Annotated in this window: 20 protein-coding genes; 9 read left to right on the plus strand and 11 right to left on the minus strand. The window is 36.1% G+C overall.

Annotation, left to right across the window (positions count from 1 at the left end):
- On the plus strand, positions 1–394 hold a 394-nt coding region (locus tag A5819_RS06875; protein ID WP_139843553.1), incomplete at its 5' end, for a M20/M25/M40 family metallo-hydrolase.
- Positions 395–663: 269 nt separating this feature from the next.
- On the opposite strand, the gene A5819_RS06880 is transcribed toward A5819_RS06875, so the two are convergent.
- Genes A5819_RS06880 through amaP form a run of 3 tightly spaced genes read right to left on the minus strand, consistent with a single transcriptional unit; the run spans position 664 to position 1,998 of the window.
- On the minus strand, positions 664–1,200 hold the full coding sequence (locus A5819_RS06880; protein ID WP_086282443.1) for an Asp23/Gls24 family envelope stress response protein: 537 nt from the start codon (positions 1,198–1,200) through the stop codon (positions 664–666).
- 38 nt (positions 1,201–1,238) lie between these two features.
- Positions 1,239–1,436 (minus strand): DUF2273 domain-containing protein, encoded by a 198-nt coding sequence (locus A5819_RS06885; RefSeq protein ID WP_086282445.1) that lies wholly within the window; start codon positions 1,434–1,436, stop codon positions 1,239–1,241.
- Between the two features lie 10 nt (positions 1,437–1,446).
- On the minus strand, positions 1,447–1,998 hold the full coding sequence (gene amaP, locus A5819_RS06890) for an alkaline shock response membrane anchor protein AmaP (RefSeq protein ID WP_086282447.1): 552 nt from the start codon (positions 1,996–1,998) through the stop codon (positions 1,447–1,449).
- Between the two features lie 450 nt (positions 1,999–2,448).
- Between amaP and A5819_RS19990 the strand changes: the two genes are divergently transcribed.
- The gene (locus A5819_RS19990) at positions 2,449–7,713 is read left to right on the plus strand and encodes a S8 family serine peptidase (protein ID WP_176271379.1); all 5,265 of its coding nucleotides are present in this window, start codon (positions 2,449–2,451) and stop codon (positions 7,711–7,713) included.
- 836 nt (positions 7,714–8,549) lie between these two features.
- On the opposite strand, the gene A5819_RS06900 is transcribed toward A5819_RS19990, so the two are convergent.
- The gene (locus A5819_RS06900; RefSeq protein ID WP_086277854.1) at positions 8,550–8,912 is read right to left on the minus strand and encodes a helix-turn-helix domain-containing protein; all 363 of its coding nucleotides are present in this window, start codon (positions 8,910–8,912) and stop codon (positions 8,550–8,552) included.
- 97 nt (positions 8,913–9,009) lie between these two features.
- Between A5819_RS06900 and A5819_RS06905 the strand changes: the two genes are divergently transcribed.
- The 3 genes from A5819_RS06905 (at position 9,010) to A5819_RS20070 (ending at position 10,494) form a co-directional block, all read left to right on the plus strand.
- Positions 9,010–9,393, plus strand: a complete 384-nt coding sequence (locus A5819_RS06905) for a hypothetical protein (protein ID WP_086277856.1) — start codon at positions 9,010–9,012, stop codon at positions 9,391–9,393.
- Positions 9,394–9,433: 40 nt separating this feature from the next.
- A complete protein-coding gene (locus A5819_RS06910) occupies positions 9,434–9,775 on the plus strand; it encodes a YrdB family protein (protein ID WP_086277858.1) in 342 nt (113 codons plus the stop codon).
- Positions 9,776–10,410: 635 nt separating this feature from the next.
- Positions 10,411–10,494: a putative holin-like toxin gene (locus tag A5819_RS20070; protein WP_369596910.1), complete on the plus strand. Its 84-nt coding sequence runs from the start codon at positions 10,411–10,413 to the stop codon at positions 10,492–10,494.
- Between the two features lie 222 nt (positions 10,495–10,716).
- Here the strand turns inward: A5819_RS20070 and A5819_RS06915 are convergent, their stop codons facing one another.
- The 4 genes from A5819_RS06915 to A5819_RS06930 all read right to left on the minus strand — a co-directional run bounded on the left by A5819_RS06915 (position 10,717) and on the right by A5819_RS06930 (position 12,756).
- Positions 10,717–11,091, minus strand: coding sequence for a type II toxin-antitoxin system PemK/MazF family toxin (locus tag A5819_RS06915; protein WP_086277860.1), 375 nt, complete (start codon positions 11,089–11,091; stop codon positions 10,717–10,719).
- A complete protein-coding gene (locus tag A5819_RS06920) occupies positions 11,091–11,309 on the minus strand; it encodes a type II toxin-antitoxin system PemI/MazE family antitoxin (protein ID WP_086277862.1) in 219 nt (72 codons plus the stop codon). The genes A5819_RS06915 and A5819_RS06920 overlap by 1 nt, the downstream gene beginning before the upstream one ends.
- Positions 11,310–11,546: 237 nt before the next feature.
- Entirely contained in the window at positions 11,547–11,933 is a 387-nt protein-coding gene (locus tag A5819_RS06925; protein WP_086277863.1) for a type II toxin-antitoxin system HicB family antitoxin, read from the minus strand.
- A 175-nt stretch (positions 11,934–12,108) separates the two neighbouring features.
- Positions 12,109–12,756 (minus strand): FusB/FusC family EF-G-binding protein, encoded by a 648-nt coding sequence (locus A5819_RS06930; protein ID WP_086277865.1) that lies wholly within the window; start codon positions 12,754–12,756, stop codon positions 12,109–12,111.
- A 486-nt stretch (positions 12,757–13,242) separates the two neighbouring features.
- Between A5819_RS06930 and glmU the strand changes: the two genes are divergently transcribed.
- The gene (gene glmU / locus A5819_RS06935) at positions 13,243–14,625 is read left to right on the plus strand and encodes a bifunctional UDP-N-acetylglucosamine diphosphorylase/glucosamine-1-phosphate N-acetyltransferase GlmU (protein ID WP_086277867.1); all 1,383 of its coding nucleotides are present in this window, start codon (positions 13,243–13,245) and stop codon (positions 14,623–14,625) included.
- 42 nt (positions 14,626–14,667) lie between these two features.
- Here glmU and A5819_RS06940 read toward each other — a convergent pair whose 3' ends face one another.
- A complete protein-coding gene (locus tag A5819_RS06940) occupies positions 14,668–18,426 on the minus strand; it encodes a 5'-nucleotidase C-terminal domain-containing protein (RefSeq protein WP_086277869.1) in 3,759 nt (1,252 codons plus the stop codon).
- Between the two features lie 437 nt (positions 18,427–18,863).
- On the opposite strand from A5819_RS06940, the gene A5819_RS06945 reads away from it, so the two are divergent.
- The 3 genes from A5819_RS06945 to A5819_RS06955 all read left to right on the plus strand — a co-directional run bounded on the left by A5819_RS06945 (position 18,864) and on the right by A5819_RS06955 (position 22,501).
- Complete coding sequence (locus A5819_RS06945; RefSeq protein WP_086277870.1) at positions 18,864–19,835, plus strand: ribose-phosphate diphosphokinase; 972 nt, start codon at positions 18,864–18,866, stop codon at positions 19,833–19,835.
- Positions 19,836–20,255: 420 nt separating this feature from the next.
- Complete coding sequence (gene rsxC, locus A5819_RS06950; RefSeq protein WP_086277872.1) at positions 20,256–21,545, plus strand: electron transport complex subunit RsxC; 1,290 nt, start codon at positions 20,256–20,258, stop codon at positions 21,543–21,545.
- Entirely contained in the window at positions 21,545–22,501 is a 957-nt protein-coding gene (locus A5819_RS06955; RefSeq protein ID WP_254907233.1) for an RnfABCDGE type electron transport complex subunit D, read from the plus strand. The genes rsxC and A5819_RS06955 overlap by 1 nt, the downstream gene beginning before the upstream one ends.
- Positions 22,502–22,710: 209 nt before the next feature.
- On the opposite strand, the gene A5819_RS18925 is transcribed toward A5819_RS06955, so the two are convergent.
- Positions 22,711–22,809, minus strand: a complete 99-nt coding sequence (locus A5819_RS18925) for a type I toxin-antitoxin system Fst family toxin (RefSeq protein ID WP_369596903.1) — start codon at positions 22,807–22,809, stop codon at positions 22,711–22,713.
- Between the two features lie 179 nt (positions 22,810–22,988).
- Positions 22,989–24,335, minus strand: a complete 1,347-nt coding sequence (gene celB / locus A5819_RS06960) for a PTS cellobiose transporter subunit IIC (protein WP_086277876.1) — start codon at positions 24,333–24,335, stop codon at positions 22,989–22,991.
- Between the last annotated feature and the right edge of the window lie 15 nt (positions 24,336–24,350).

Consider the following 24,350-nt stretch of genomic DNA (forward strand, 5'->3'; position numbering starts at 1 on the left):
ACAAGGAAATATCAGAACGATTCCTGGCTATGATAATGATGTTGTAATCAAAAAAATGAACGAACTGATCGATGAATTAAACCAAAAAGACACCTACCATTTAACGTTAAGTATCGAAGCAAATAAAATTTCTGTGAAAAGCGAAAAAGATTCTGATATCGCAAAAATCGCCCAACAAGTAGCGAAAAAACGAGTGAACGTGGATATTCCAATGGTCGGTGTTTCTGGTACAACAGATGCTGCTGAATTTACCAAAGGCAAACAAGCTTTCCCAGTAATTATCTTTGGACCAGGTAATGAAACGCCTCACCAAGTAGATGAGTATGTGGATGTGGATAATTATTTGGAAATGGTGGATATTTATAAAGAAATGGCTACGAGTTATTTAGTGTAATGGATATTTGAATCGTATTAAAAGTATCGTAGTTCCCCTTTTTTCAGTGGTAAATTGAATTTTAAAATCAGAAATTAACTAATGTTGTATTAATAAATATAAATTTCTTGAGTTTTAAATGAATTAGATAATAGATAGCTTCTGCTTTGGAATTAAGTAATTAAACTAAAACCCGTACAATGCATTTTATGCATTATACGGGTTTTAGAAATTTATCAAAGGCTCTGCCTTTTTTTACTGATTAGTAGTATTATTTAAGTTTTGCAAACTTATTGAACCCTTGCTTCTGTTGCATCTTTTGCTTTTGCTACACCGTTATTTGCCATTTTTTTTGCTTTTTCTGTTTGTTCACTTGTGAAATTGCTTATTGATTCTGTCGCATCACTTAATCGATCTTGAACAGTTGTTGAATCTTCTTCATATTGTTCTTTTGATTTTACGTCTGTTACAGTTACATTCACTTCTACTACTTTAAGAGAAGTCATTTTTTCAACTTCTCTAGAAATAACCTCTTTAATTTTTTCATACAACGCTGCGATATCTCTACCGTATTCAGTTACAACATCTAAATCAACTGCCACTTGTTTTTTCCCTACTTCAACATCGATCCCAGTAGTGACGTCTTCTCTATTAACAAGCTTGTTAGCAACGTTTGAGAAAAAACCGCCTTCCACTGTCAATAATCCATCGACTGATTCTAACGCAATCCCGATTATTTTTTGGATTACTTTATCATCATAAGTAAGTTCACCCTTAATACCATTTACACTTGCTTCTTCTTTTTTTGGTAGATTTTTGTTATCCATATCTTCAAATCCCTTCTTTTAGTTAATTATTTATAGTTTTACTTTCTTTTATTAGAAAGAAAGATATCTATCCATCCATGCGCAGTAGCATACCATCCCACAAAACCGCCAAGAATAACAAACACGATAATTAGAACGGTTTTAAAGAAACCTAAAGTCAACATTAATAGTGCAATCAATAAACCTGCTAGTGCACCGATTATAGGTCCTTTATGTGTTTCCCATACCTCATTCATATATTTCCTCCTATTTTACACGTTGAACATTTTCTGCTCGAGGCTTTTCAAATTTAATTTTGATTGAAATTTTTACGCCTGTTCCAATCAAATCATGTAGTTGATTTTCTAACTTTTTACTCCATTCGTCAGTTTTACCATATAAATCTGAAACTATTTGAAAATCACCTTTAACTTTTATCTTTATCTTTTTTTGACTCATTGTTGCTTTCACATTTGGATTTTTCATCAATTTCTCTGCTGTCAATGACTCAGAGACGAATCCTTCTACCGCTTTTTGACTGATTTTTAAATGACCATCTGATTTTGTAAATGAAAATTGACTCATTCTTTTTGGATAAAATAATGTAATTAATACTAAAACGAAAAAGATAATCAAAGTAGCTACTGCAAGATAGAATGCAATTATAGGTAACCAAGTACCAACTAATGGGTAGTCATCCAGACTTAAAAAGTAAAATGGTATAGATATATATGTTTGATAAGAAACGACGGCTGAAAAAGATAAATACATAAGTAGCAAAAGTAAAAACGTAATAAATGTTTTTTTTAATTTACTCAAAGTGAACCTCCTGTCAGTTATTGTATGAATTCAACTATACATTTAAAATAACAGCTTTGTTTCTATTTTGTCAAAGACTATGCACTTAAGTTACCATATATCTAATTAGTCTAGTTAAGTTAGATGTAGATTAGCTTAGTTTAAATAAGCAAACTTATGATGAAGGCCCATATTTAATTTGATAATAAGATAAGATGTGCATAATAGATTTATCATTTCAATCATAATTCAATCATCAATTTTGTCTAGTTACATGAAAATATTGATTTTACGTTGTAAGCAATAATAGTTCGTTACGAATGTCTTTTTTATTTCTCCTAAAAACTGCTGAATAAAATGAAGCTTCAAGTTTTTATAAAAAAAGTCTTTATAAAGTTGAAAATAAATGACATTTGAATTAGAATTGAATTGTATTATTATTTGAAAATGATGAAAAAGGAGGGGTTAGGAATGATGAAGTTTGGTTATGTTAGAAAAAGGAAAAGTAGTAGCCTGTTTTTACTAACTATTTTATTATTATCTATCGGGCTGAATATCTATGGAACAATTGCTTTTGCTGATAAAGATACACCCGCACAGCAAAATATTGGTTATGATAAGTTAATAGAGGCTCATAAAAAAAGTGAAGCGACTGTAAATGATCTAAGTAAAAAAGCGTTTGAAGAGAATGTCAAAGCCCAATTAACAAGTAGAGGATTTGACACAACTGGATTTGAAGAAAATACTTTTGACGGAAATCAAGAAATTCGGTTAATTGTGCAACTTGAAAAAGCTGCGGCAGTTGAAGAACTACCTGATCCCACAGGAAGCAAAGCGTCCGTTCAATCAATTGAACAAGCGACAGAGGATGTTATTGAAAATCAATCGACAGTAAAAAAGAAAATCGAAGCTTTAACGGGGAATAAAAGTGATCGAGCTTTTGGTTACTTGATCAATGGTTTTTCAATTGATGCGAAATATAAAGATGTTGATACGATAAAATCTATTCATGGAGTTGCCTCTGTTTCGGCTGCAAAGGTCTATCATCCAACCTCAATCGATTCAAATCAGCTGGCAAACGTTCAGCAAGTATGGGAAAACTACAAATTAAAAGGGGAAGGAATGGTTATCTCTATCATTGACTCAGGTGTTGATCCTACACATAAAGACTTACGTTTATCCGAAGAAACTAAAGAAAAAATTTCCCTACAAGTAGGAGGACAAAGCGCAAAAAAATTGGGGTATGGACAAGCCTTTACTAGAAAAGTTCCTTATGGTCACAATTATGCCGATAATAATGAGGATATTATTGATACAAATCCTGGAACGGGCATGCATGGGATGCACGTTGCAGGGATTGTTGCCGCAAATGGTATTGGAGAGGATCCTGCTAAAGCAGTATTAGGTGTTGCACCAGAAGCACAAATACTTGCAATGAAAGTCTTTCCAAATAATACGAGGGTTGCAACAGCCTTAGACGATGATGTAATTGCGGCGATTGAGGATTCAGTAAAACTAGGAGCTGATGTCTTAAACATGAGTTTAGGTTCTGTTTCAGGTGCCGTGGACCCAGATTCTCCAGAACAATTAGTCATACGACAGGCTGCTGAAGCAGGTGTGTTGTCTGTGATTTCGGCAGGGAATAGTAGTATTAGTACTACGGACAATACGAATGTTGATCCACAAAATAAATTAGGAACAATAGACACAGGAACACTTGGTTCACCAGGTGTTACGAAAGAAGCTTTAACTGTTGCTTCTGCAGAAAATACGTATATTACAAGTGGTGGCTTGCTGGTTCAACTAGTTGATACAAACGGGACGAAGCAGCCCTATCACATGGAGACCTCAACATCACCTTCTGGTGCAATCGTCTTTTCTAATCCAACAACTGAAAGTACAGACCTACTAAAACAAACAACCGACTTAATCGATGTTGGAATCGGAGCAGAAAGTGACTATCAATCGAAAGATGTTCAAGGAAAAATAGCATTAATTCAACGTGGGGCAATCAATTTTTCAGAAAAACAACGTAAAGCCAAGGAACATGGAGCAATTGCTGCATTTATTTATAACAACGTTTCAAATAGTCCTCCTATGGGAATGCAAATCGAGGATCTTAACTATTTAACTTTAAGTTTAACAAAAGAAGATGGGGAAGCACTTGTTAAACTAGCGAAAGATAATAAGAATCAACGATTTAGTTTTGATAGCGGTGAGTTTCAATTTGCAAATCCCAAAACAGGTAAAATGTCTGATTTTTCTTCATGGGGATTAACACCCAATTTGGAATTTAAGCCAGAAATATCAGCTCCTGGAGGGAATATTTACTCGACAGTTAATAACAATCAATATAAAACGATGAGTGGAACGTCAATGTCTGCTCCATTTGTTGCTGGTTCCCAAGCACTTATTTATCAGGCCTTGAAAAATGGAAAAACCTCGCTGTCTGGAACAGACTTAACCCGTTTTGCAAAATTATCTGTGATGAATACTGCATTACCAATGTTGGATAAAAATCATAATGAAGTGATTATTTCACCACGTCGCCAAGGTGCTGGGCAAATAAAAGTGGACAAAGCAATCGAAAATACGACGTCCTTGACTGATGCAGTTGATGGTGATGGTGCACTGGCACTAAAACAAGTTGGTCAGGAAACCACGATTTCTGTTAAACTGAAAAATAATGGAAATAAAGAAGCCACATACCAATTTACGGACTTTGGCGGTGTTTATACAGAAGCACAAACCAGTACTGCTGAGGTCTATGAAACCAAAATAAAAGATGCGAAAATGCTAGCGAGTCAGAATAAAGTAACGATACAACCAGGTCAAACACAAACGATTCAGCTCAAATTAAGCTTACCCAATTCGTTGTCGAAACAACAATTTGTAGAAGGCTACATCGGATTTACAAGTGATACTCAACCAGATTTAACCATGCCATTTGTTGGATTTTATGGGGATTATAGTTTAGCATCTGTGATTGATGCACCAATCTATGATGCAGCGTCAATTCAAGGATTTGGTTTTTTTACAGATAAGAACAATACTTTCTTAGGTTTGAAAAATAATACGATTAATCCTGATTTAGTTGCTATTTCTCCTAATAAAGATGGTCGTAAAGATGAAGCAAAACCAACCTTAAACTTTTTACGAAATGCTAAAAGTGTTACGTATGAAATTGTAGATGCCGATAAAAAAGTAATTCGACGTTTGGCTGAGGAAAAAGGAATTCGTAAAGACACATTTAATTCTAGCATGGGGCGTTTTACGTCTCATACGATTACAAGTGCTAATTGGGATGGCACCACATTTAATTTGAAAACTGGAAAAAATGAAGTCGTACCAGATGGACAATATCAAATGAAAGTAGTCGCTAAGGCCGATATTGCTGATGCGAAACCTCAAGAAATGTATCTGCCAATAAAAGTCGATACTGTCGAACCAACGATTGAGCAAATAGCCTTCGATAATGCTAATCCAACACCAAAATTAAATGTAAATCTGACTGATGAATTAAGTGGTGTAGATTTAAGAGCAGTCACTGTTTCTGTTAACGGAAGAATCGAAACGTATGATCTTAGCAATCAAACATCAGGACCTATTTCGATTCCGCTAGTCGCATCTCAGCAACCGAGCGAAGGTCAGAATCAAGTCGAACTGCTGATTACGGATTATGCAGGAAATTATGCTTATCGAAATCAGTTGATACAACAAGGGACAAAGGCTGGGTTAGTCCTTTTCAATCTATTTGAAGATCAAGTGATTACAAGCAATACCGCTAATTTTTCAATCACGAATCAAACCTTGTTGATCAATGGTTCATATCCTCAGGAATTATTCGTTAACGGAGTTAAAGCGACAAAAAATGAACAGTTATTTGAAGTAGTTGTTCCTGTGACAAATGACACTAAAACGATTGTCTTTTCTACGGATAGTGAGGGTCAAACTATTATTAAAGAAGTTCCAATCACTGTATATAGCAAATTGCCTGAGTTATCCATTACGGATCCCATAGAAGAAAATAGTATAACGAATCAATCGATATATACCTTGAATGGAACAACAGGTAAAACAACGAAAAAACTAGAAATAGAGCAAACAAGTAGCAGTCAAAAAGTTGATTTGACATCTCTAATTCAAGCAGATGGTCACTTTAAAACAGATATAGAATTGGTTCATGGTCAAAATTTAATTTCGATTTATGCGACAGATGAGTATGGGAATCAAACCGTAGAAGAACGAATTATTACAACCTCAAGCTACCAGCAAAGAGAGATTCTTGTATTAGAAAATATTAATATAAGTAATATCACTATCGTTGGTGTGGGCAACCCTGATTATGATTCAGCGGCAGAAACTTATACAATCAAAGGTCGTTTGCGTGAAAAGGTCGATCATTTTACAATCAACAAACAAGAGGTTTCTTATGATCCCGATACATTGACCTTTAGTTTCCCTATCAAGCTAAAACAAGGAAAGCAAAGTCTAGCCTTTTATGTCCAATCAGACCAAAAAAATAATGGAAATCCTTTTGTCAATGAAGGATACTATGTGGTCGTTGATACAGTTTTGCCAACCTTGCAGATGGATAACTTGACAATAGATGAAAAAGGGAACTATTCAGTCTATACGAATGAAAATCCGTTTCATTTAAAAGGCTCAATTTCAGATAATTTTTCAGGGTACAAACTCTTTGTAAACAATGAAAACATTTATTCGGATGTCAATTACAATACGTTTGATGAGAAATTTTTTGAGGGTAAACCAGCAGCTGCATTTGATTATGAAGTCCCTGTAACAGAGGGAGAGAATCACCTACAAGTTGGATTAACAGATAGTATTGGAAATACAACAAGTAAAGCTGTTTCAGTCTTTTATAGCAATCAAGCACCAAAAGTACCCATTGTCACGGCAAATAATCAAACTGTAACAAATCAATCCGTTAAACTAAAAGCTACTGCCGAACCGAAGACCACAATCTATTATAGTTTTGATACTGAACGTTATGAGCGTTATACAGATGAAATAGCTGTTGTAACAAATCAAAAAGTATACTTTTATGCAGTAGACCAGTATGGCAACAAGTCCGACATAACAACTTATGAAGTAAATAATATTCAAAGTAGTATTGCGGCGAAACCGATTATAACCATTAATGCTAAAACACGGAGTCAGAACGCGACACTTCCTGTACAAGTTACAATTACGTATGACAAAGAATTGACAGAAGAACAAAATCGTTATACCCATCTTCGTTATAGTCTGGATAAAGGTGTCAGTTATCAATCGTATACAGTGCCATTTGAGCAAGCAAAAGCAACCGAAATCTGGGCTCAAAGCTACGATGATGCTGGGAATGAGAGCGAGATCGTCAAAGCAGTTATATCATTTCCAAAACCAGAAGAACCAACAGATTCTACAGAAAATACTCAACCAGATAAGTCGTCGACAGAGACATCGGGTAGTACTAAGCAATCTGATGGAAGCAACAGCTCGGAGCAATTACAACAAACGGGAACATCATCAGGGAATCCGTCAGCTGTTCAAGGTGAGATAAACTCTTCAGTTAAAAGCTATGGAATAACAGATCAAACTAAAAAAGAACGTAGTACTTATCCTAAAACAGGAGAAGCTCAGAAGAATGCAATAAGGCTCATTGGCTTTGCACTTGTTCTTCTAGTATGTGGATATTACTTCAGAAGAAAATTGAAGAATAACAAAATTTATTAAGAGTATAGGAGGAGAAATCAGAAACTTGAAGCGATGATTAAAGTAACATTTTTAGTGCTTATATATCACAGAGACTAAAACGTTATTTATTTTATGAACAAGAAAAAACAAACAGCTGTTTATCATGTGATAGTAGAAAAATGGTTGGAAGTTTCTGAACGATAAACAGCTATTTGAAATCTGCAGGTTCTGCAGGCCTGCGGATTTTTTACACAACGACCCTATATCCGCCATATGGATCATTGTTAATAATGATGAATTCAAAATCGAATACGATAGTTGCCATTCAAATGAATGAAAATGTAGAGACATATTGCTCGGTTTTTGCACGCATTGACTGGGCTGCCTGTTTGAATGAATGACAACTAGCTGGTAGGATTCGACTCTAAACCCATCAACTAGCAAGCACAATTGGTAGAATGTAAATACGCAAAAAACGTATTTATAAAGGAGAACAAAGTACTTGCTAGTTATAAAAAGAGCGAAAAAATACGGCATTAGCGACTAAACTAATACCGTGCAAAAGTGCAATAAATAACCACCAACTGCTTCAACCCACTCAAATCTGTAAAAAGTACTAGTATTTCTTACAAAAATTGAGTAAAATGAAAGAGTCGATATGAAAATATTGACTAGGGCAACTTATATTATTAGTTTACGCTGATAATATGAGGCTCTGTATGAGGATGTCCGTCCTTTTGCAGAGTGCCTTTTTATTTTGTTTTTCGCTCTAATAAGCAACTTCCATAAAACAACTTTTAATAATAAAAATTTAAACTTGGTGAAAATGAGCTTTTACAAGAAAGATAGCCTCCCGGGATAAGAAGGCTATCTTTTTATTTTCGTATTATTTCAAAAACATCTCTATTTTCCTCACACCAATTTCCAAATACTTCATAAACAGGCAGAAGACTTCTTCCGAGACCTGTAAGTAAATATTCTACTCTAGGCACATTTTCATTGTATTCTATTCTTGAAATTAGCCTGTCCTTCTCTAGGTGTTTAAGTTGGGCTGATAATGTCTTATGGCTAACCTCAGGCATTTTTCTTTTCAGCTGTCCATATCTAATGTTAGGATTTCCGCTCAAGTGATAAATAATTTGTATTTTCCATTTACCACCTATCATGGTTAATAATTTTTCTATATTTTTAAAACCATAATCTTCAACAGTGCATCTATTTTCTTTTTCTGATTTCAAATCTCAACCTCCACTGGGTACTTACTTTTTTGTGCGTAATTGTGCTATCCATCTTAATATTATATACTCAAACTAGTTAATAATGAAGGAGAATACGATGACAGAAGTACTTAGTATAATAATTGCAATCAGTTTTTTTCTCAATGCTTTGCTTCATCTACTATTAATATTTGGTTTTCCTTTTGGTGAATATGTACTAGGTGGAAAAAATATTGTGCTACCATTCAAAATGAGAATTATCAGCTTTATATTTTTGGTTATCTGGACGATTGTCGGTATTAGTTATCTTAACTATAGTCAATTAATTTATATCCAGGTATTTAATCGATTTGACAGAAGCTTAATTATCTTAACGACTGTATTCCTTTTCTTCACCATTTTTTCTAATGGGTTATTAACGAAAAGTAAGAAAGAACGTAAAATAATGACACCATTTAGTCTTGTGGCTTTTGTGCTTAGCTGTATAATATTGTTCTTGTAGTTTCTAATGATGAAATACATAATCAAAAAAGGAGAACGTAATGTATTTAATTAAATATACTAATATAGCAATTGCTTTTCTAATAGAAGTAGCTGCTATATTTATTTTAGGATATTGGGGGTTCACTCTTCAGTCTAGTAAAATTATTCGTGTTACAGTTGTTTTACTAGCACCAATATTGATGATTATTATTTGGAGTATTTGGTGCGCACCATCTTCAAACTATCGCCTTGAGGGATTATGGCTCGTGATATTAAAATGTTTGCTCTTTGGAATTGTAGCATGCTGCTTATTTACTATGAAACAATCTTCTATAGCAATCATTTTTGTTACTATCGTTGCCATTAACCTTGTGCTTAGTAGCTATTTTGGAACGCTTTGATATTACTATTGTATATGAATTATGCTCAATCAGATATTTTGTTTTAGCAAATATGTTATAATTACCTGATGTTAAACACAAAAAAATGATATTAGTCAGCTACTAATACCATGAAGCGTTCGTTAAATAACCATTCACTATTATTATTGAGTAAGCAAAAAAGAATGGAAATCCATTTTTACTTTTAGTAGAATAAAGATAGTCAGTAAGATATTATTGACGAGGCAACTTGTATTATTAGTTTACGCTGATAATACAGGGCTCTGTTTGGAAGATTACCGTCTTCTGGCAGGGCGCCTTTTTTTATTTTATGTTGTAAATTTATTCTAACTTAAAGCAGTTAGAATAGTCAATAGAATTTTTTTGAACAATTTAAACAGTCAAATTTTGGCTAAAAAAATGGACAAGTTTGACAAAAGTAGTGGAATTTTGAACATTTTACTTGTATTAATGACTGTCTGAATTATCGCCCAATAATGGTTCATTTTGCCATCGAAAATCACGATTAAGTATTATAAATACTTGCTATTATGATATAATAATTAATGCAGAGAAGTGAAAAGATGATTGGCTAAATCTCTTGGAAAATGGTGATGCCTGATGATTAATGGCTGTGTCTCTGGAAAGGAATAGAGTTGTCAGGATATGAAGCATTAACACTTGCGATTAGTTTTGCAATGTTAGAAGTTGCCATATTGAAATTTAATCAAAAAAAATAAACCATTTCTTTAACTTTAGCAGGTTAAAATGGTTTACTTTTACCGTTTAATCTATAGCCGCCAGCTTTTTACTGGTACTATCTACACCAGAGAGGTATGTTAGCGCATATCTCTCTTTTCATTGTCATTATAACACGATTTTTTTATACGCTAACAAAGTTAAGGAATGAATGTTGTCAGTACTTTTTTATATTTGAGATGAACTATATCCAACTAAGTTTTTTATTCTGTCATCAAATTTGAAAAATCAAAGATCATGCTGACAATCTGTGCCGTTTCACCAATTTCTTTCAACGTCGCTTTTTCTATGAACCGAACATTTCTTTCTGGAGCAGTAAAATCAAATGTTTTAACTTGAAGAGGATTGATGTGTCCAGTTATTTGATGATTGGTATCCAAAGAAATAAAATGATTTTTTGTGTTTTTCGTAGACGTTATTGGACAAACTGCAATCATTCCAGTTACGGCATTATATTCATCACTGCTAATAACAATGCCTGGCCGTTTCTTTTGAATTTCACGCCCAACGCTAGGGTCAAAGTAGATTACCACGATATCTCCGCGTTTTGGGGTATATCCGTGAACACTAAAAACCATTACATTAATTCCCTTCCAGCAGAATCTTCAGGGAACCCTTCTCCAACTTCTATCTCTTGATTGTTCTCGAAAGCTTCTTTGAATAAGTTAGACTGTTTTTTAATGAACGTTATACTCTCGTCTTCACCTTTGACGGCGACATAATCAATATTTTCTTCAATACCAAATTTAGCGGGTATTGTTAACACAATTGCATTTCCTTGTCGTCTTGTTTTCATGTTAGATCCCTCCGTATCATTTCTTTTATTATATAGTAAAAACAAAGTGAATACAATGTGATTACTTTTCTTACGAGAGAAGACTAGGCTGATTTGAAAAAAAATAATACTTTTTAGTGTGAAAATAAAATGAGCATAATCAAACCAATTGAAGCTTGGTTGTGCTCGCTTCAGGTAGAAATATTGTATCAACAAGAATTTATTCCCACAATAACTTTAAACAGCCTGCAGAAATTTTCAGACATTCAACTTATTTTTAAGTGCTTCTGTCAAAGTCTGAGAAAAATTTATATTTTCTTTTTCGGCTAAGTCATTGATCCATTCTGGAATTGATGTATTTTTTCTTACAGATTTTGAATGGAATTTCCTTCTATATTCATCTAGATCCAAAGTAACCATTAAAACGAAATCAGTTTTATTGTCTAATTTTATTTTTCTTGGATCAGATGTGGTAGGCAATTCTGTTTTATTATAGATTGCCAAACCTAACGCTTCTTGAGCCATTTCTACGGCATGCTCGATACCGTTACCAAATGTAATTACTTCTGGGAGGTCAGGAAATGTAACGTTATAGTTATTTCCTTCTTGATTAAAAATTGCTGGATATACAACTAGACTGCTCACTATAGTATTCCTCCTTTGTTAGCTCAGTTTTTTTTAGATCTTTTTGATAGAGTAAATCATTTTAGTTTAAAGAGAAATAGCCAGTCAATCTAATAATGCCAACTAGTAAAATAATTCGAAAAAGTAGGAGATCAAAAAAATAAAAACCTAGAGGCGATTTCCTCTAGGTAATGTTTTACTTCGTAAATTTCACATTCTGAACAAACGCTTCTAACTCTTCTCTGCGCTCGATATTATGGTTACATTTCTCACTATCATAGCAAATATAATTCCCACGCTTTGTGTACATCCCATCACCAGATTCTTTCACTTTAGACAGAAACATCGCAACTTCTGACGTTTCATGGCAAATCGGGCAGATGCCCTTCTGAGTCGTAGGAGCAATTGTTCCGGAAACACCGACGAGCTGTCCGTCGATTGAAGCGATAATAAATTTCTGCTGTTTCCCACTGTCATTCCAGCTGTAAAAGGTATAATCACGCAAATCCATCATTTCCCACTCGGGGATTTTTAATTTCTTCGTCTTTTTAAAAAGCTTTGTTAGTTGTTGTTTTGAAGGCGGATCAAACGGAATCACCGCTTCTTTTAACTCTTCCAAATAGTGTTCCAGTCTAGGCTTAGAAGTCGCAGCTTCTAAAAATCCTTCTAATAAAGGCTGTAACTGATCTTTATCTGCACCAAACTGTTCATTGATTTTCTCAAGAACGATCGCTTGCAGTGTTTTGATTGTATTTTTATCATTTACAGATAAATGAGCTTGTAGCAAAATATTGGCTTGTTTTCTAATAAAATTAAATTGATATGGTTGTATTTGTTTATTCATAATGGATTTCCTCTCTATCATTCAAGTGATAAAGTACTTTGCGTAAAGGCAATCCTTCAACAACCAAAGCACTTTATTATGTCAAACCTGAATGGGCTTTTGAATGAGATACGTGTGTTTGTTTAAGTATCATATTATCACCCCCAAAATAAAAGCGAAACGAGCTCGTTCAACCTTGACAGAAAAATAGGAAACATTGAATGTGATGTTTTTTGTCACAATCCATTTTTTTTCCGAGACCTTCAATCCTTAGAGCTTTAGCTCTTAGGAATTGTTGAGATCGAAGCGGAGCGAAGTGGTTAGCTCGTGTAGCTAGATAACATATAAGCATATATATTATAACGCAAATCCTCAAAATTATAAATTGGTATAGCAAAAAAGCAATTGGTTCAGTTGAAAAACCATAAAGAGTAAGCTAAACTAAAACATGGTGCATAAATTGAAAATAAACGATTGAAAATAAAACAATTCTTAGGAGTGAAGCAATTGGAAAACAGATATGTCATTATCCTCGCTGCCGGTAAAGGAACACGTATGAAATCAACACTTTATAAAGTATTGCATCCTGTCGCTGGAAAACCAATGGTAGAGCACATCATGGATCAAGTCGAAAAAACGAATCCAAGTGAAGTTGTCACGATCGTAGGTCATGGTGCAGAAGCAATCAAAAGCCATTTAGGCGAGCGTAGCCAATATGCTTTACAAGCAGAACAATTAGGAACAGGACATGCTGTGTTGCAAGCAGAATCGCATTTAGCAGGCAAAAAAGGAACAACGCTGGTTATTACAGGAGATACACCGCTTTTGACTTCTGAAACATTAGCGAACCTTTTTGATTACCATCAAGGTAAAAACGCCAGTGCGACGATTTTAACAGCGCATGCGGAAGATCCAACGGGATATGGTCGTATCATTCGTGATCATGTAGGCATCGTTGAAAAAATCGTGGAGCAAAAAGATGCATCTGAACAAGAAGCTCGTGTTCAAGAAATCAATACTGGGACATTTTGTTTTGATAACGAGGCGTTATTCAATGCTTTATCTAAAATCAATACCAACAATGCCCAAGGCGAATATTATTTAACAGATATTATTGAGATCCTTAAAAAAGAAGGCAAAACTGTCGCGGCCTATCAAATGGCTGACTTTGAAGAAGCGATGGGAATCAATGATCGTGTAGCTTTAGCTGAAGCGAATAAAATCATGCACCGTCGTTTAAATACGATGCATATGAGAAATGGTGTATCCTTTATCGATCCTGATTCAACTTATATCGATGAAGGTGTCGTGATTGGTTCAGATACAGTAATTGAAGCAGGGGTACATTTAAAAGGGAAAACAGTGATTGGGGATGATTGTTTCATCGGTGCACATTCTGAAATCGTTGATAGTGTAATTGAAGATAATGTGAAAATCACCCAATCAATTGTCGAGGAAAGTATTATTCGCAAAGATGCAGACGTAGGCCCATTTGCTCATATTCGTCCAAAAGCTGAAATCGGCGAACGTGTTCACGTTGGTAACTTTGTGGAAATCAAAAATGCAACGGTGGCAGAAGATACTAAAGTCGGACATCTGACTTATGTTGGGGATGCTGATTTAGGTAAAAATATCAATGTTGGCTGTGGTGTAGTTTTTGTGAACTACGATGGTAAAGACAAACATCGGACGAGCATTGGCGATCATGCGTTTATTGGATCAGCGACAAATTTGATCGCACCTGTGAATGTTGCAGCGAATTCAGTTATCGCAGCAGGTTCAACCATTACAGATGATGTAGCCGAGTTTGACTTAGCGATTGCTCGTGCAAGACAAGTGAATAAAGAAGGCTATGGGAAAAACATGCCTTATATGAATAACGAGAAATAAGAAAAAAGATGACTGCACTTGTTTGGCAGCCATCTTTTTTAGTTATCCTATTTTCCGTTTACGATTATATTCATAGAAACTATAACCAGAAAGACCAATGATAAGGATACCTAAACCACCATAGGTAACAATTTTTTCACCCATTTTCGGGTAATTCACTGTTTTATCACTAGGTTTTGCTGGTTTTAGCTCATTCGGTTTTGTTTTATCTGGATCTTTTGGATCAGGATTTGGTACAGGTTCGGGTTTGTTTTTCTTATTGAACTCAGCTTCTGAAATGGAGACGATCCGTTCACCTGGAAAGGCTTCTTTGTATTGTGATAAGTCAATATTTGTAGCAGCATCATATAAACGAAGGTTTGCACCTTGTTTTAGATGATTGATCAAGACTGTGTCTAAAGAAGGGCCTTCTTCACGCTCGCCGCCTAGCATATCATAGCCATCGCCGCCAGCTGCCAAGAAGTCGTTTGTCGCCATATGATAGGTTGCTTTTTCATCGATTGGCGCGAATTTTCCGGTCGTGCGGTCTTGAACTTCAATTTGCAATACTCGTTCTCCAACAATGGTTTTATCTGTCCCGTTGCCTTCGTCTGCTGGCAGTAAAGAACCTTTTTTAGTTGAATCATAGTGTACACGAATCGTGCTGGAAACATGAAGGAAACCGCCATTTGCACCAAGTTTAGGCTGATTAAAGTCATCTAATATGATCTTACCATTTTTGTCTTTTTGAGCCATAGAGCGAAGGGATAATTCAAACATATCTTTGACTTGGCTACCTGTAACACTGATTTGAGAGATACTATTTCCAAACGGCATGACGGCAATAACATCACCTAACGTTACTTTGCCAGGTTCAATATTTGCTCGGATACCGCCACCATTTGTAACAGCGAAATCGGTTTGGCTTTTAAAGCCGTGTTGTCCATAAGTCCACATGGCATCTCCAATCAAATTCCCTAAATTGGTTTCTCTAGTTCGTACATTATCGCGTTCTCCATTGAATTGATAAGGATTGTTTTCAATTACAACCTCTGAGCCCCACTCTTCAAAATTAGCTTTAGCTTGATCAACTAATGCTTTGACTGCAGGATTTTCCTCTAAGCTAGCTAAAGATTCTGCTGGTGTTAAGGAAGCTGTTTTTTTGCTAAGGTCTGTTAAGTCAACATCTACTAAACCGACATTGTTCAAGTAATTCCCTGTTTGGGTATACATGACGTTTCCAAACTGTTTGCCGCCATCTACAGCTGTATGTGAATGGCCATCTAAAACAGTGATATTCAAATCAGGATATTCTTTACTTAATGTTTCAGCCAATGTATCGCCACGCCATTCATGTGGTGTGGTTTCGTCGATGCCTAAATGACCTGTTACAACATAAGCAGTAACCGCTTCGCCAGAATCTTTGATTGTGTTGATTGCTTTTTTCGTTTCAGCGATTGGATCGGCAAACGTCACACCTTTTACATTGTTTGGGTGAGTTTTCGTTGCTGTTTCTGGTGTCGTTACCCCAATAATTGCGTATTTCTTCCCAGTTTTTTCAACGATTGTGTAAGGTTCAAAGACCAGTTTTCCATCTTTAAATGTGTTGTTGGATAAGATTGGAAAGTTCAGTTTGTTCTTATATTCCATGGCCGTATCAAATCCAAAGTCAAATTCATGGTTACCAACAGCCATCGCATCGTAGCCCACTTCATTCATGACAGCTGCCATATCCATTCCTTTAGAGAAATTGGAGATCGGCAAACCTTGGAAAACATCTCCTGCATCAATCAAAAGGTCAGGTTGTACTAAATCTTTGTACGTTTTTAATCGAGCCATGCCTAAAACATCCTTGCCGTTACCTTCTAAACGTCCGTGAACATCGTTTGTATGCATGATCGTGATTGATTCAGGTGAGAAGCCAGCATTGAGAATATCTTGTTTTGTGATTGGTTTGACGTTAGGCGTCCGACCATCGGCAGCAGGTTGTGTTTGTAAGGTACCATCATTCACTAGTTTAACAGCTAGATCACGCCAGTTTTTATTGAAATGATAGCCAATCACTTCCCAGTTATTTTCAATTTCAACTACGGGATCAAGAGTTTGTTTTTCACGTATATAATCAGCGATCAAACCACGAAGTGTTTCTGGATCAGTGGATTTGATGGGTTCTTCCGTCACGAGACCTTGTGTTAATAATCCTTCATAACGATAATTGTTCATAGCAATGCTATAATTTGCAGCCGGGTCAACTGGTTTTTCGTCGATCGTTGGATTGATTATACGCTGTCCATGTGGTTTAGAGATATCGATTTTATAAGAAATTCCAGAAAAAACATCATAGTTGTATACACGGATTTTTTCGTTAAAACTAATAGTTAAATCATCTGGACTAGGCGTATTGTAATAATCCGCTTGATTTTCCATGTATGTTAAAAGATTTTCCCCAGTGATATTGACACTGACTAATGTATTAGGATATTTATAAATATCAAAGATGTTTGAGTATGAGATATCTCCTGCGTTTAATTTACTATCTGCTTTAAAGAGAGCAGAGGCAGCAAGCTGTGAACCAGTTGCTTTTCGTTGAACATTGTTGATCAGAGAAATCATGGCAGTCGGACGCAGTTGCGCTTCTGGAATTCCTTTTATTTCTTCAGGCGGTAAAAAGTCGCCAGTCGCTGTTCCAATTTTTTCTGAGATAAATTCTCTCGTTTTATCATGGTATTCTTTCGTTTCTGCTTTTAATGTTTCATCTGCTGGGACAGTTTTAGTACTTATGATGGCGGGAACACTGTTTTTGACGTGCCATTTGTCTCCAGTTTTTTCGAGATCAAGGTCGATCTTGATCATTTCGGTTCCGGTATCTTTAGGTCCAGCGACAGGAACAGGGCCATTTGGTCCTTGGATTTTTTCTGCGAAAGAACGGTGATCATGGCCTAAAATATACGCATCGATACCAGAGACATTCGTGATGACTTGATCGGCACTTGCAGCCGGATCAGAGTTTTCACGTCCAGCATGGATCGAAGCAACAATGATATCCGTATCGTTTTTTAGCTCAGCGACGGCTTTTTCTGCTTCTTCTTTCAAAGGATTAAAGTAAAGGCTGTCAACTTTCGCACCATCCCACAAAGGAATTTGCGGTGTGGTTAAACCTATGATACCAACGGTTAAGTCTGTGGTACCATCACCATCTAGATCAACGGCTTTTTTCGTGGTTCCGCCAACAAAGCGGTTGCCCGAGGCTTTGACATAGGTGTTTGCAGATAAGATTGGAAATGCGGCTTCAGTATTAAGTTTTGTGATTAAATCCAAGCCAAAATTGAATTCATGGTTCCCCAAAACCATGGCATCATATTTCATATAGTTCATTGCTTTGATCATTGGATTTGGTTTCGCTATTAAAGGCGTTTTATTGTAAAGGTCATCCGTTAAAATCGTTCCTTGGTTCATATCGCCATTATCGATCAGAATCGTGCCGTTAGGATTTTCTGCACGAATGTTATTCACGACAGAGCTGACCTGAGACAATCCAACAGGTGTTTGCTTATCATCTTCATATGACCAGTTCCATAGCTGGCCGTGGACATCTGAGGTACCTAAAATGGTAAGTCTCTGTGCTGTTCCTTCTTTATTGGTTGGAGTAGTGGTCTCTTGTTCATCCGGTGTTGTACTTGAAACAGTAGATTCTGGTTGTGTTGTTTCTGAGGTTTGTTGCTCGATTGCGAATGCAGTTGTGGCGCTAGTGCTTGCTAATAAGGTGGAAACCATCAATACTTGTAACCCAAGTTGTACTTTTTTCAAAACAGACTTTTTCACAAAATTCCTCCTCAAATTATAAGCTGAATGAGCTGTTTAGTATCGGTGGAAAATAATGGAAACTGATTGAAGTGTGTTTTGTTCAGTCAGTTTTTATCTTTTCCACGAGACCGCAGCTCATGAAGCTAGATAATACGTACTTTTAGTTCCTTAGCGGTTTATAAAAGGATGATAATACGCTTTCATTTTTATCAACCTCCTAAATAGTAATATATATTTTTAACCTTGTCATTAGAAAATACGCTATTTTTTTAAAAGAAAATGGCAAAATCACTATATTTTAATGTTACTCATTTTTTTCGTGTCCAGAGTTGTGCATTTTTATTAGAAAATTGTATTATTTTGGAGGAATGCCCCAAAATCACTTGATTTATTTTGAAAAAGTGACTACTATTTATAAGGAAACTATTGTTCAGTACAAGAAAGTGGAGGTCCTCATGTCAAAACATTATTTTGATCCTAGATTGAAAATCTTTTCTCTTAACTCGAATCGTCCATTAGCAGAAAAAATCGCTGCAGCTGTCGGTGTCGAATTAGGAAAATCTTCTGTCACTCAATTCAGTGATGGTGAAATTCAAGTAAATATTGAAGAAAGTATTCGTGGTTCTCACGTCTATATCATCCAATCAACAAGCAGTCCAGTCAATGATAATTTGATGGAATTATTGATTATGATCGATGCCTTAAAACGTGCGAGTGCAAAAACAATCAACGTTGTGATGCCTTATTATGGTTATGCACGTCAAGATCGTAAAGCGCGCGCTCGTGAACCGATCACAGCGAAACTTGTAGCAAATATGCTTGAAAAAGCAGGAGCAACTAGAATGTTGACATTGGATTTACATGCCGTTCAAATTCAAGGATTCTTCGATATTCCAGTCGATCACTTGATGGGCGCTCCATTAATCGCAGATTACTTTATGGAACATGGCATTCAAGGCGATGACGTTGTCGTTGTATCTCCTGACCATGGTGGTGTGACACGTGCCCGTAAACTTGCGGAATACTTGAAATCACCAATCGCAATCATCGACAAACGCCGTCCAAAAGCGAATGTTGCGGAAGTTATGAATATTATTGGACATGTAGAAGGAAAGATCTGTGTCTTGATTGATGATATGATCGACACGGCTGGAACGATTTCATTAGCAGCTAATGCGTTACAAGAAGCTGGAGCAAAAGAAGTATATGCGTCATGTACACACCCAGTTTTATCAGGACCAGCATTACAACGTATTGAAGACTCTGCTATCAAACGCTTAGTTGTGACAGATTCTATCTATCTTTCTGATGATCGTAAAATCGACAAAATCGATGAAATCAGTGTTGGCGAATTAATTGGTGATGCCATCAAACGTATCCATGAAAATAAACCAGTTAGTCCATTGTTTGAAACGAAACGTAAATAGTATTAAATAAAAAACATTATTTTGTCTATCAAAATAGTGTTTTTTTCATTTATTACTTATCAAAATAGGCAGATAACAGGAGAAGATTGGATTTGAGAGTAGTTGGATCAAACCAATATGCAATGAATTGACTAAGAAAACGGTTTACTCTGTTTATTTGTTAAGAGAAAGAGAATCATTGATTTGTCTGAGAAATAGCAAGTTCAACTTTAGACAATTAGTGGAAAAAAATAGTGATTCAAAAGGAAAGCCACTTGATAAACTGAACTTATTAGAAAAAAGTCAGGAGAAAAAATGAAAAGAGAAAAATATGAGATTTGGGGTTTAACGCTCCAATTAGTCGTTGTAGCAATTGCACTAGTCTATTACTTTTTTATATACAGATAGACGGAAAATTTAGAGTAGAGGGAAGGTAAGTAAATGATTTTGAACATCAAAAGAAAACTTGGTGGTGTGATGGTTCCAAAAAATAAATGGTCAACCAAGCTGGAAACAATCAAAGTTTTACAAGCACCTAAACAAATCATTTTACCAATGAATATGCACATCGGTAAACCGGCAAAAATCGTTGTATCCATTGGGCAAAAAGTGAAAATCGGGACACTGATTGGAGAAAAAGACGGTTTGATTTCAGCCAATATACATAGTTCAGTTTCTGGAACCGTTGAAAAAATCGAAGAAAGAACCATTGGAAATAGTGAAGTATCCGTTGTGATCATCAAAAATGATTTTCAAGATACATATGAAGTACCTCGTTTAATTAGCGAAAACATAGTAGAAATAATCAAAAATAACGGAATCGTCGGTATGGGTGGAGCTGGTTTTCCGACCGATGTAAAATTTCTTTTAAAAGAACACCAACAAATAGAAACATTGATCATAAATGCAGCGGAGTGCGAACCTTTTGTCACGGCTGATCGACGAATCATTATTGAAGAACTTAATGAGTTTATCGAAGGAATCCGTCTCATTCAAACAAGCTGTTCCATCAAGCAATGTGTGGTTGCAATCGAACGTTCATCAGAAGAGGCGATTCAAAAACTAAAAGAAAAAATCGATGATAAGCACATCAAGTTAGCCATTTTACCGAATCATTATCCTCAAGGAGGGGAAAAGATTGTGATCAAAGCTGTCTTGGGAAGAGAACTGCCAGTTGGGAAATTACCGATTGATTTAAATGCAGGGATCATGAATGTTTCTACGGTGTTAGCAACGTTACATGCATTGAAAGAAAATCGCCCATTAATCGATCGCGTAGTAACTGTTTCTGGTACCCCAATCAAGCACCCTCAAAATCTACGTATCAGAATTGGTACGCCAATCGAGCACGTAATTGAAGCGTGTGGCGGTTTTATTGAAAGCCCGATGAAAATGATCAATGGTGGTCCAATGATGGGGAAAGTAATCCAAAGTCTAGACGAACCAGTAATCAAAACAACTTCTTTGATCCTTGGATTGACTCGAGAAGAAGCGAAAATACCAGAAGAACAAAATTGTATTCGCTGTTCAGAATGTATCAACGCTTGCCCCGTTAATTTACAGCCTATTTCGATCAGTAACGCTTATCGAGCAGGAGATATCGAGGAAACGAAACGATTAGGTGTGTTGAATTGTATCGATTGTGGCGCCTGTTCTTATATTTGTCCGTCAAAAATCGATATTTTAGGTGATATTCGAGCAGCAAAGCAGAAAGTATTGGGGAGTCGCTGATGATAAACACAGAATATACAAGTACAGGGCCATTTATGGGGCCTCATATTAGAGAAAAATGGACATCTCAGTGGATCATGCAACAAGTGATGATTGCTTTGGTATTTCCAACTATTGCCGCAACTTACTTTTTTGGTTGGTGGTCGCTCATCATGGTGTTGGCGAGCATCGTTGCGTGTGTCGGACTTGAGTTTATTTTTCAAAAAGTCGTTTGGAAGAAAGGAACGATCAATGATTATAGTGCCGTGATCACAGGTTGGCTATTAGCGTTGACATTACCTGTTACCGCACCTTTATGGACGTTACTTATTGGCGATTTTATTGCGATCATTGTAGTAAAACAATTGACAGGTGGAATTGGTCGGAACTGGTTGAATCCAGCTGTAGCAGCCCGAGTGTTGTTGAAATTATTCTTTTCACCATGGATCACGAATTGGGTTACACCGCAACCGGATGTTGTGGCAACTGCGACACCATTAGTTGATTTAGGGAATTTTGCGAGAGAGATTTCACCGACAACGCCTGATTTAGTTGATTTGTTTATGGGGTTTGGGTTAGGTGGCCCAATTGGTGAGACGTGCAAGTTCGCTTTGCTTTTATCAGCGAGTTATTTGATTGCGCGAAAGATTATCAATCCGTTGGTACCAGTTATTACAATGGCTTCATTTTATGGGGCAATTTTATTATATAGTTCATTTAATTTTGCCTTTACGAGTGCTCATTTGTTAAGTGGAGCGTTGATTTTTGCGGCGGTCTTTATGGTGACGGATTATACGACTTCACCGTTGACGGATAAAGGGAAGTATATATTTGCGCTTGGCTGCGGTGTACTAGCAGCAATTTTGCGGATCAGTATGGATTTACCTGGGGGAATCGGGGTCGCGATTTTAGTAATGAATTTGTTGGTACCTGTAATCAATAAGTACACGGTTTCACGGATTTATGGTGAAAGCTAGTAAAATAAGATATGACATATGATAGCCCTGCTTATAAATAAATCGTATACCCAATCAGATTGATTTTTACGATGATTTTTGCTCTAATTATGTTACAAAACGATACCAGTTTTTCCAACGATACACAAAAATCATTCTATTCTTGGTAGAGTGGTTTTTCTTTACATTTGTTATGATTTCAAATGTGTGGGTTAGATAGGCAACTTGTTTTAGTCATTGTCTTTTTCATCTAACCTATGAGAAATTAGTTGAATCACTAAACCTACAAAAATAGGCGCAATAACTAATGATACCAATTTATCCAACAACCCTCACCCCCTTTTGGGGCAAGTTGGCGACAAAATTATAGCATGTGAAGTAAAAACGACGGAATAGACTTATGTTTTTTTAGAAAGTAAATTCGATTATTGTCCATCTTACTGGAACAATTTGAACGTACAGAAAAAAAGCTAGTGGATCTCTTGACAGATCCACTAGCTTTTTTCTATTAATCCTTCTCCAATGCGGCCATCTGTTCACCGTACAATTTTCCATCATACATCTTGAAAAATGGATAGTAACAAATAATCGAAACAGCTAAATTAATCAGGGCAATCAATACAGCTCTAAAATCGCCACCAGTTCCAAGAAACGCCCCAATTCCCACAGGCGAAATCCAAGGAATCCCAGTAATCACCTTATTCACTAACCCAAGAGAAGAAGCAAAATAGGCAATCGTCACATTGATCAAAGGCGTTATAATAAACGGAATGATCAAATAAGGATTATAAACGATCGGTGCTCCGAAAATCACAGGCTCGTTGATATTAAACAAACCAGGTAATACAGCTGCTTTACCCAGAACTTTTAGCTGATCAGATTTTGCCGCAAAAATCATCAGCAAAACCAACCCCAACGTACTGCCTGCACCCCCAATAAAGATATACATATTGACAAAGTCGCCAGCGAAAATATTTGATCCGCCATCAATATTTTCTGTTAAAGCCACTAATAAAATCGGATTGATAAAACTATTCTTGATCACGGCTGTTCCATGAACCCCAACAGCCCATAGCAGATGGATCAATAGCATGATCACAATGATTCCCAACCAAGAACCTGTTAGATCTTTAACGAACTCAAATGGTTTTGACAATAATCCATGTAAATCGGTATGGAACACCGCTAAAATTGTATTGATAAATAACATCACAAATGCAATAAAGATGGCAGGAATCAATGAAGCAAAAGCTTTACTTACACCATCAGGAACCCCTTCAGGCATTCGGATCGTAATATTTTTTTTCACACACCAACGATAAATTTGAGTAGCAATCACAGCTGTAATGATCCCAATAAAAATCCCAACGCCACTAAAGCGAGTGACCCAACCACCAAGTGCAATTCCATTATAAACAATCGATGTTTCACTTTCCGCTTGAATCAGCTGGGCACCGCCATCGACGATATCTGTTTGCACAATAGTCATCAAAAAAGCAAATAACCCCAATATCGCTCCAACAAAACTACTCAGCCCATCACTTTCTTCTTTCCGGTAGATATCGGTTAAATAATAAGCCGTCGCTAAACAGTAAAAAATGGCGATCGACCCAATCGACATCGTGGTAGCCACACTATAAATTGGCGCAAATTTCAAAATCGTATTCTCAAAAAACGGAGCTAGTGGCGGAATGATTTGCGGCAAATTATTGATGATCAGAAAAATCGAGCCAACAATTGTAAAAGGCACCGTAATGATCCCAGCTTGCATAATCGCTCGAATAAAGCGTAAATTCGCAACTTTATTCAAAGGCGGCATCAATTTTGTTTCTAAAAAAGTAAATACTTTATTCATTTTTTTCTCCTTTCT

Source organism: Enterococcus sp. 7E2_DIV0204 (genome assembly GCF_002140855.1).
Classification (GTDB): domain Bacteria; phylum Bacillota; class Bacilli; order Lactobacillales; family Enterococcaceae; genus Enterococcus_L; species Enterococcus_L lemimoniae.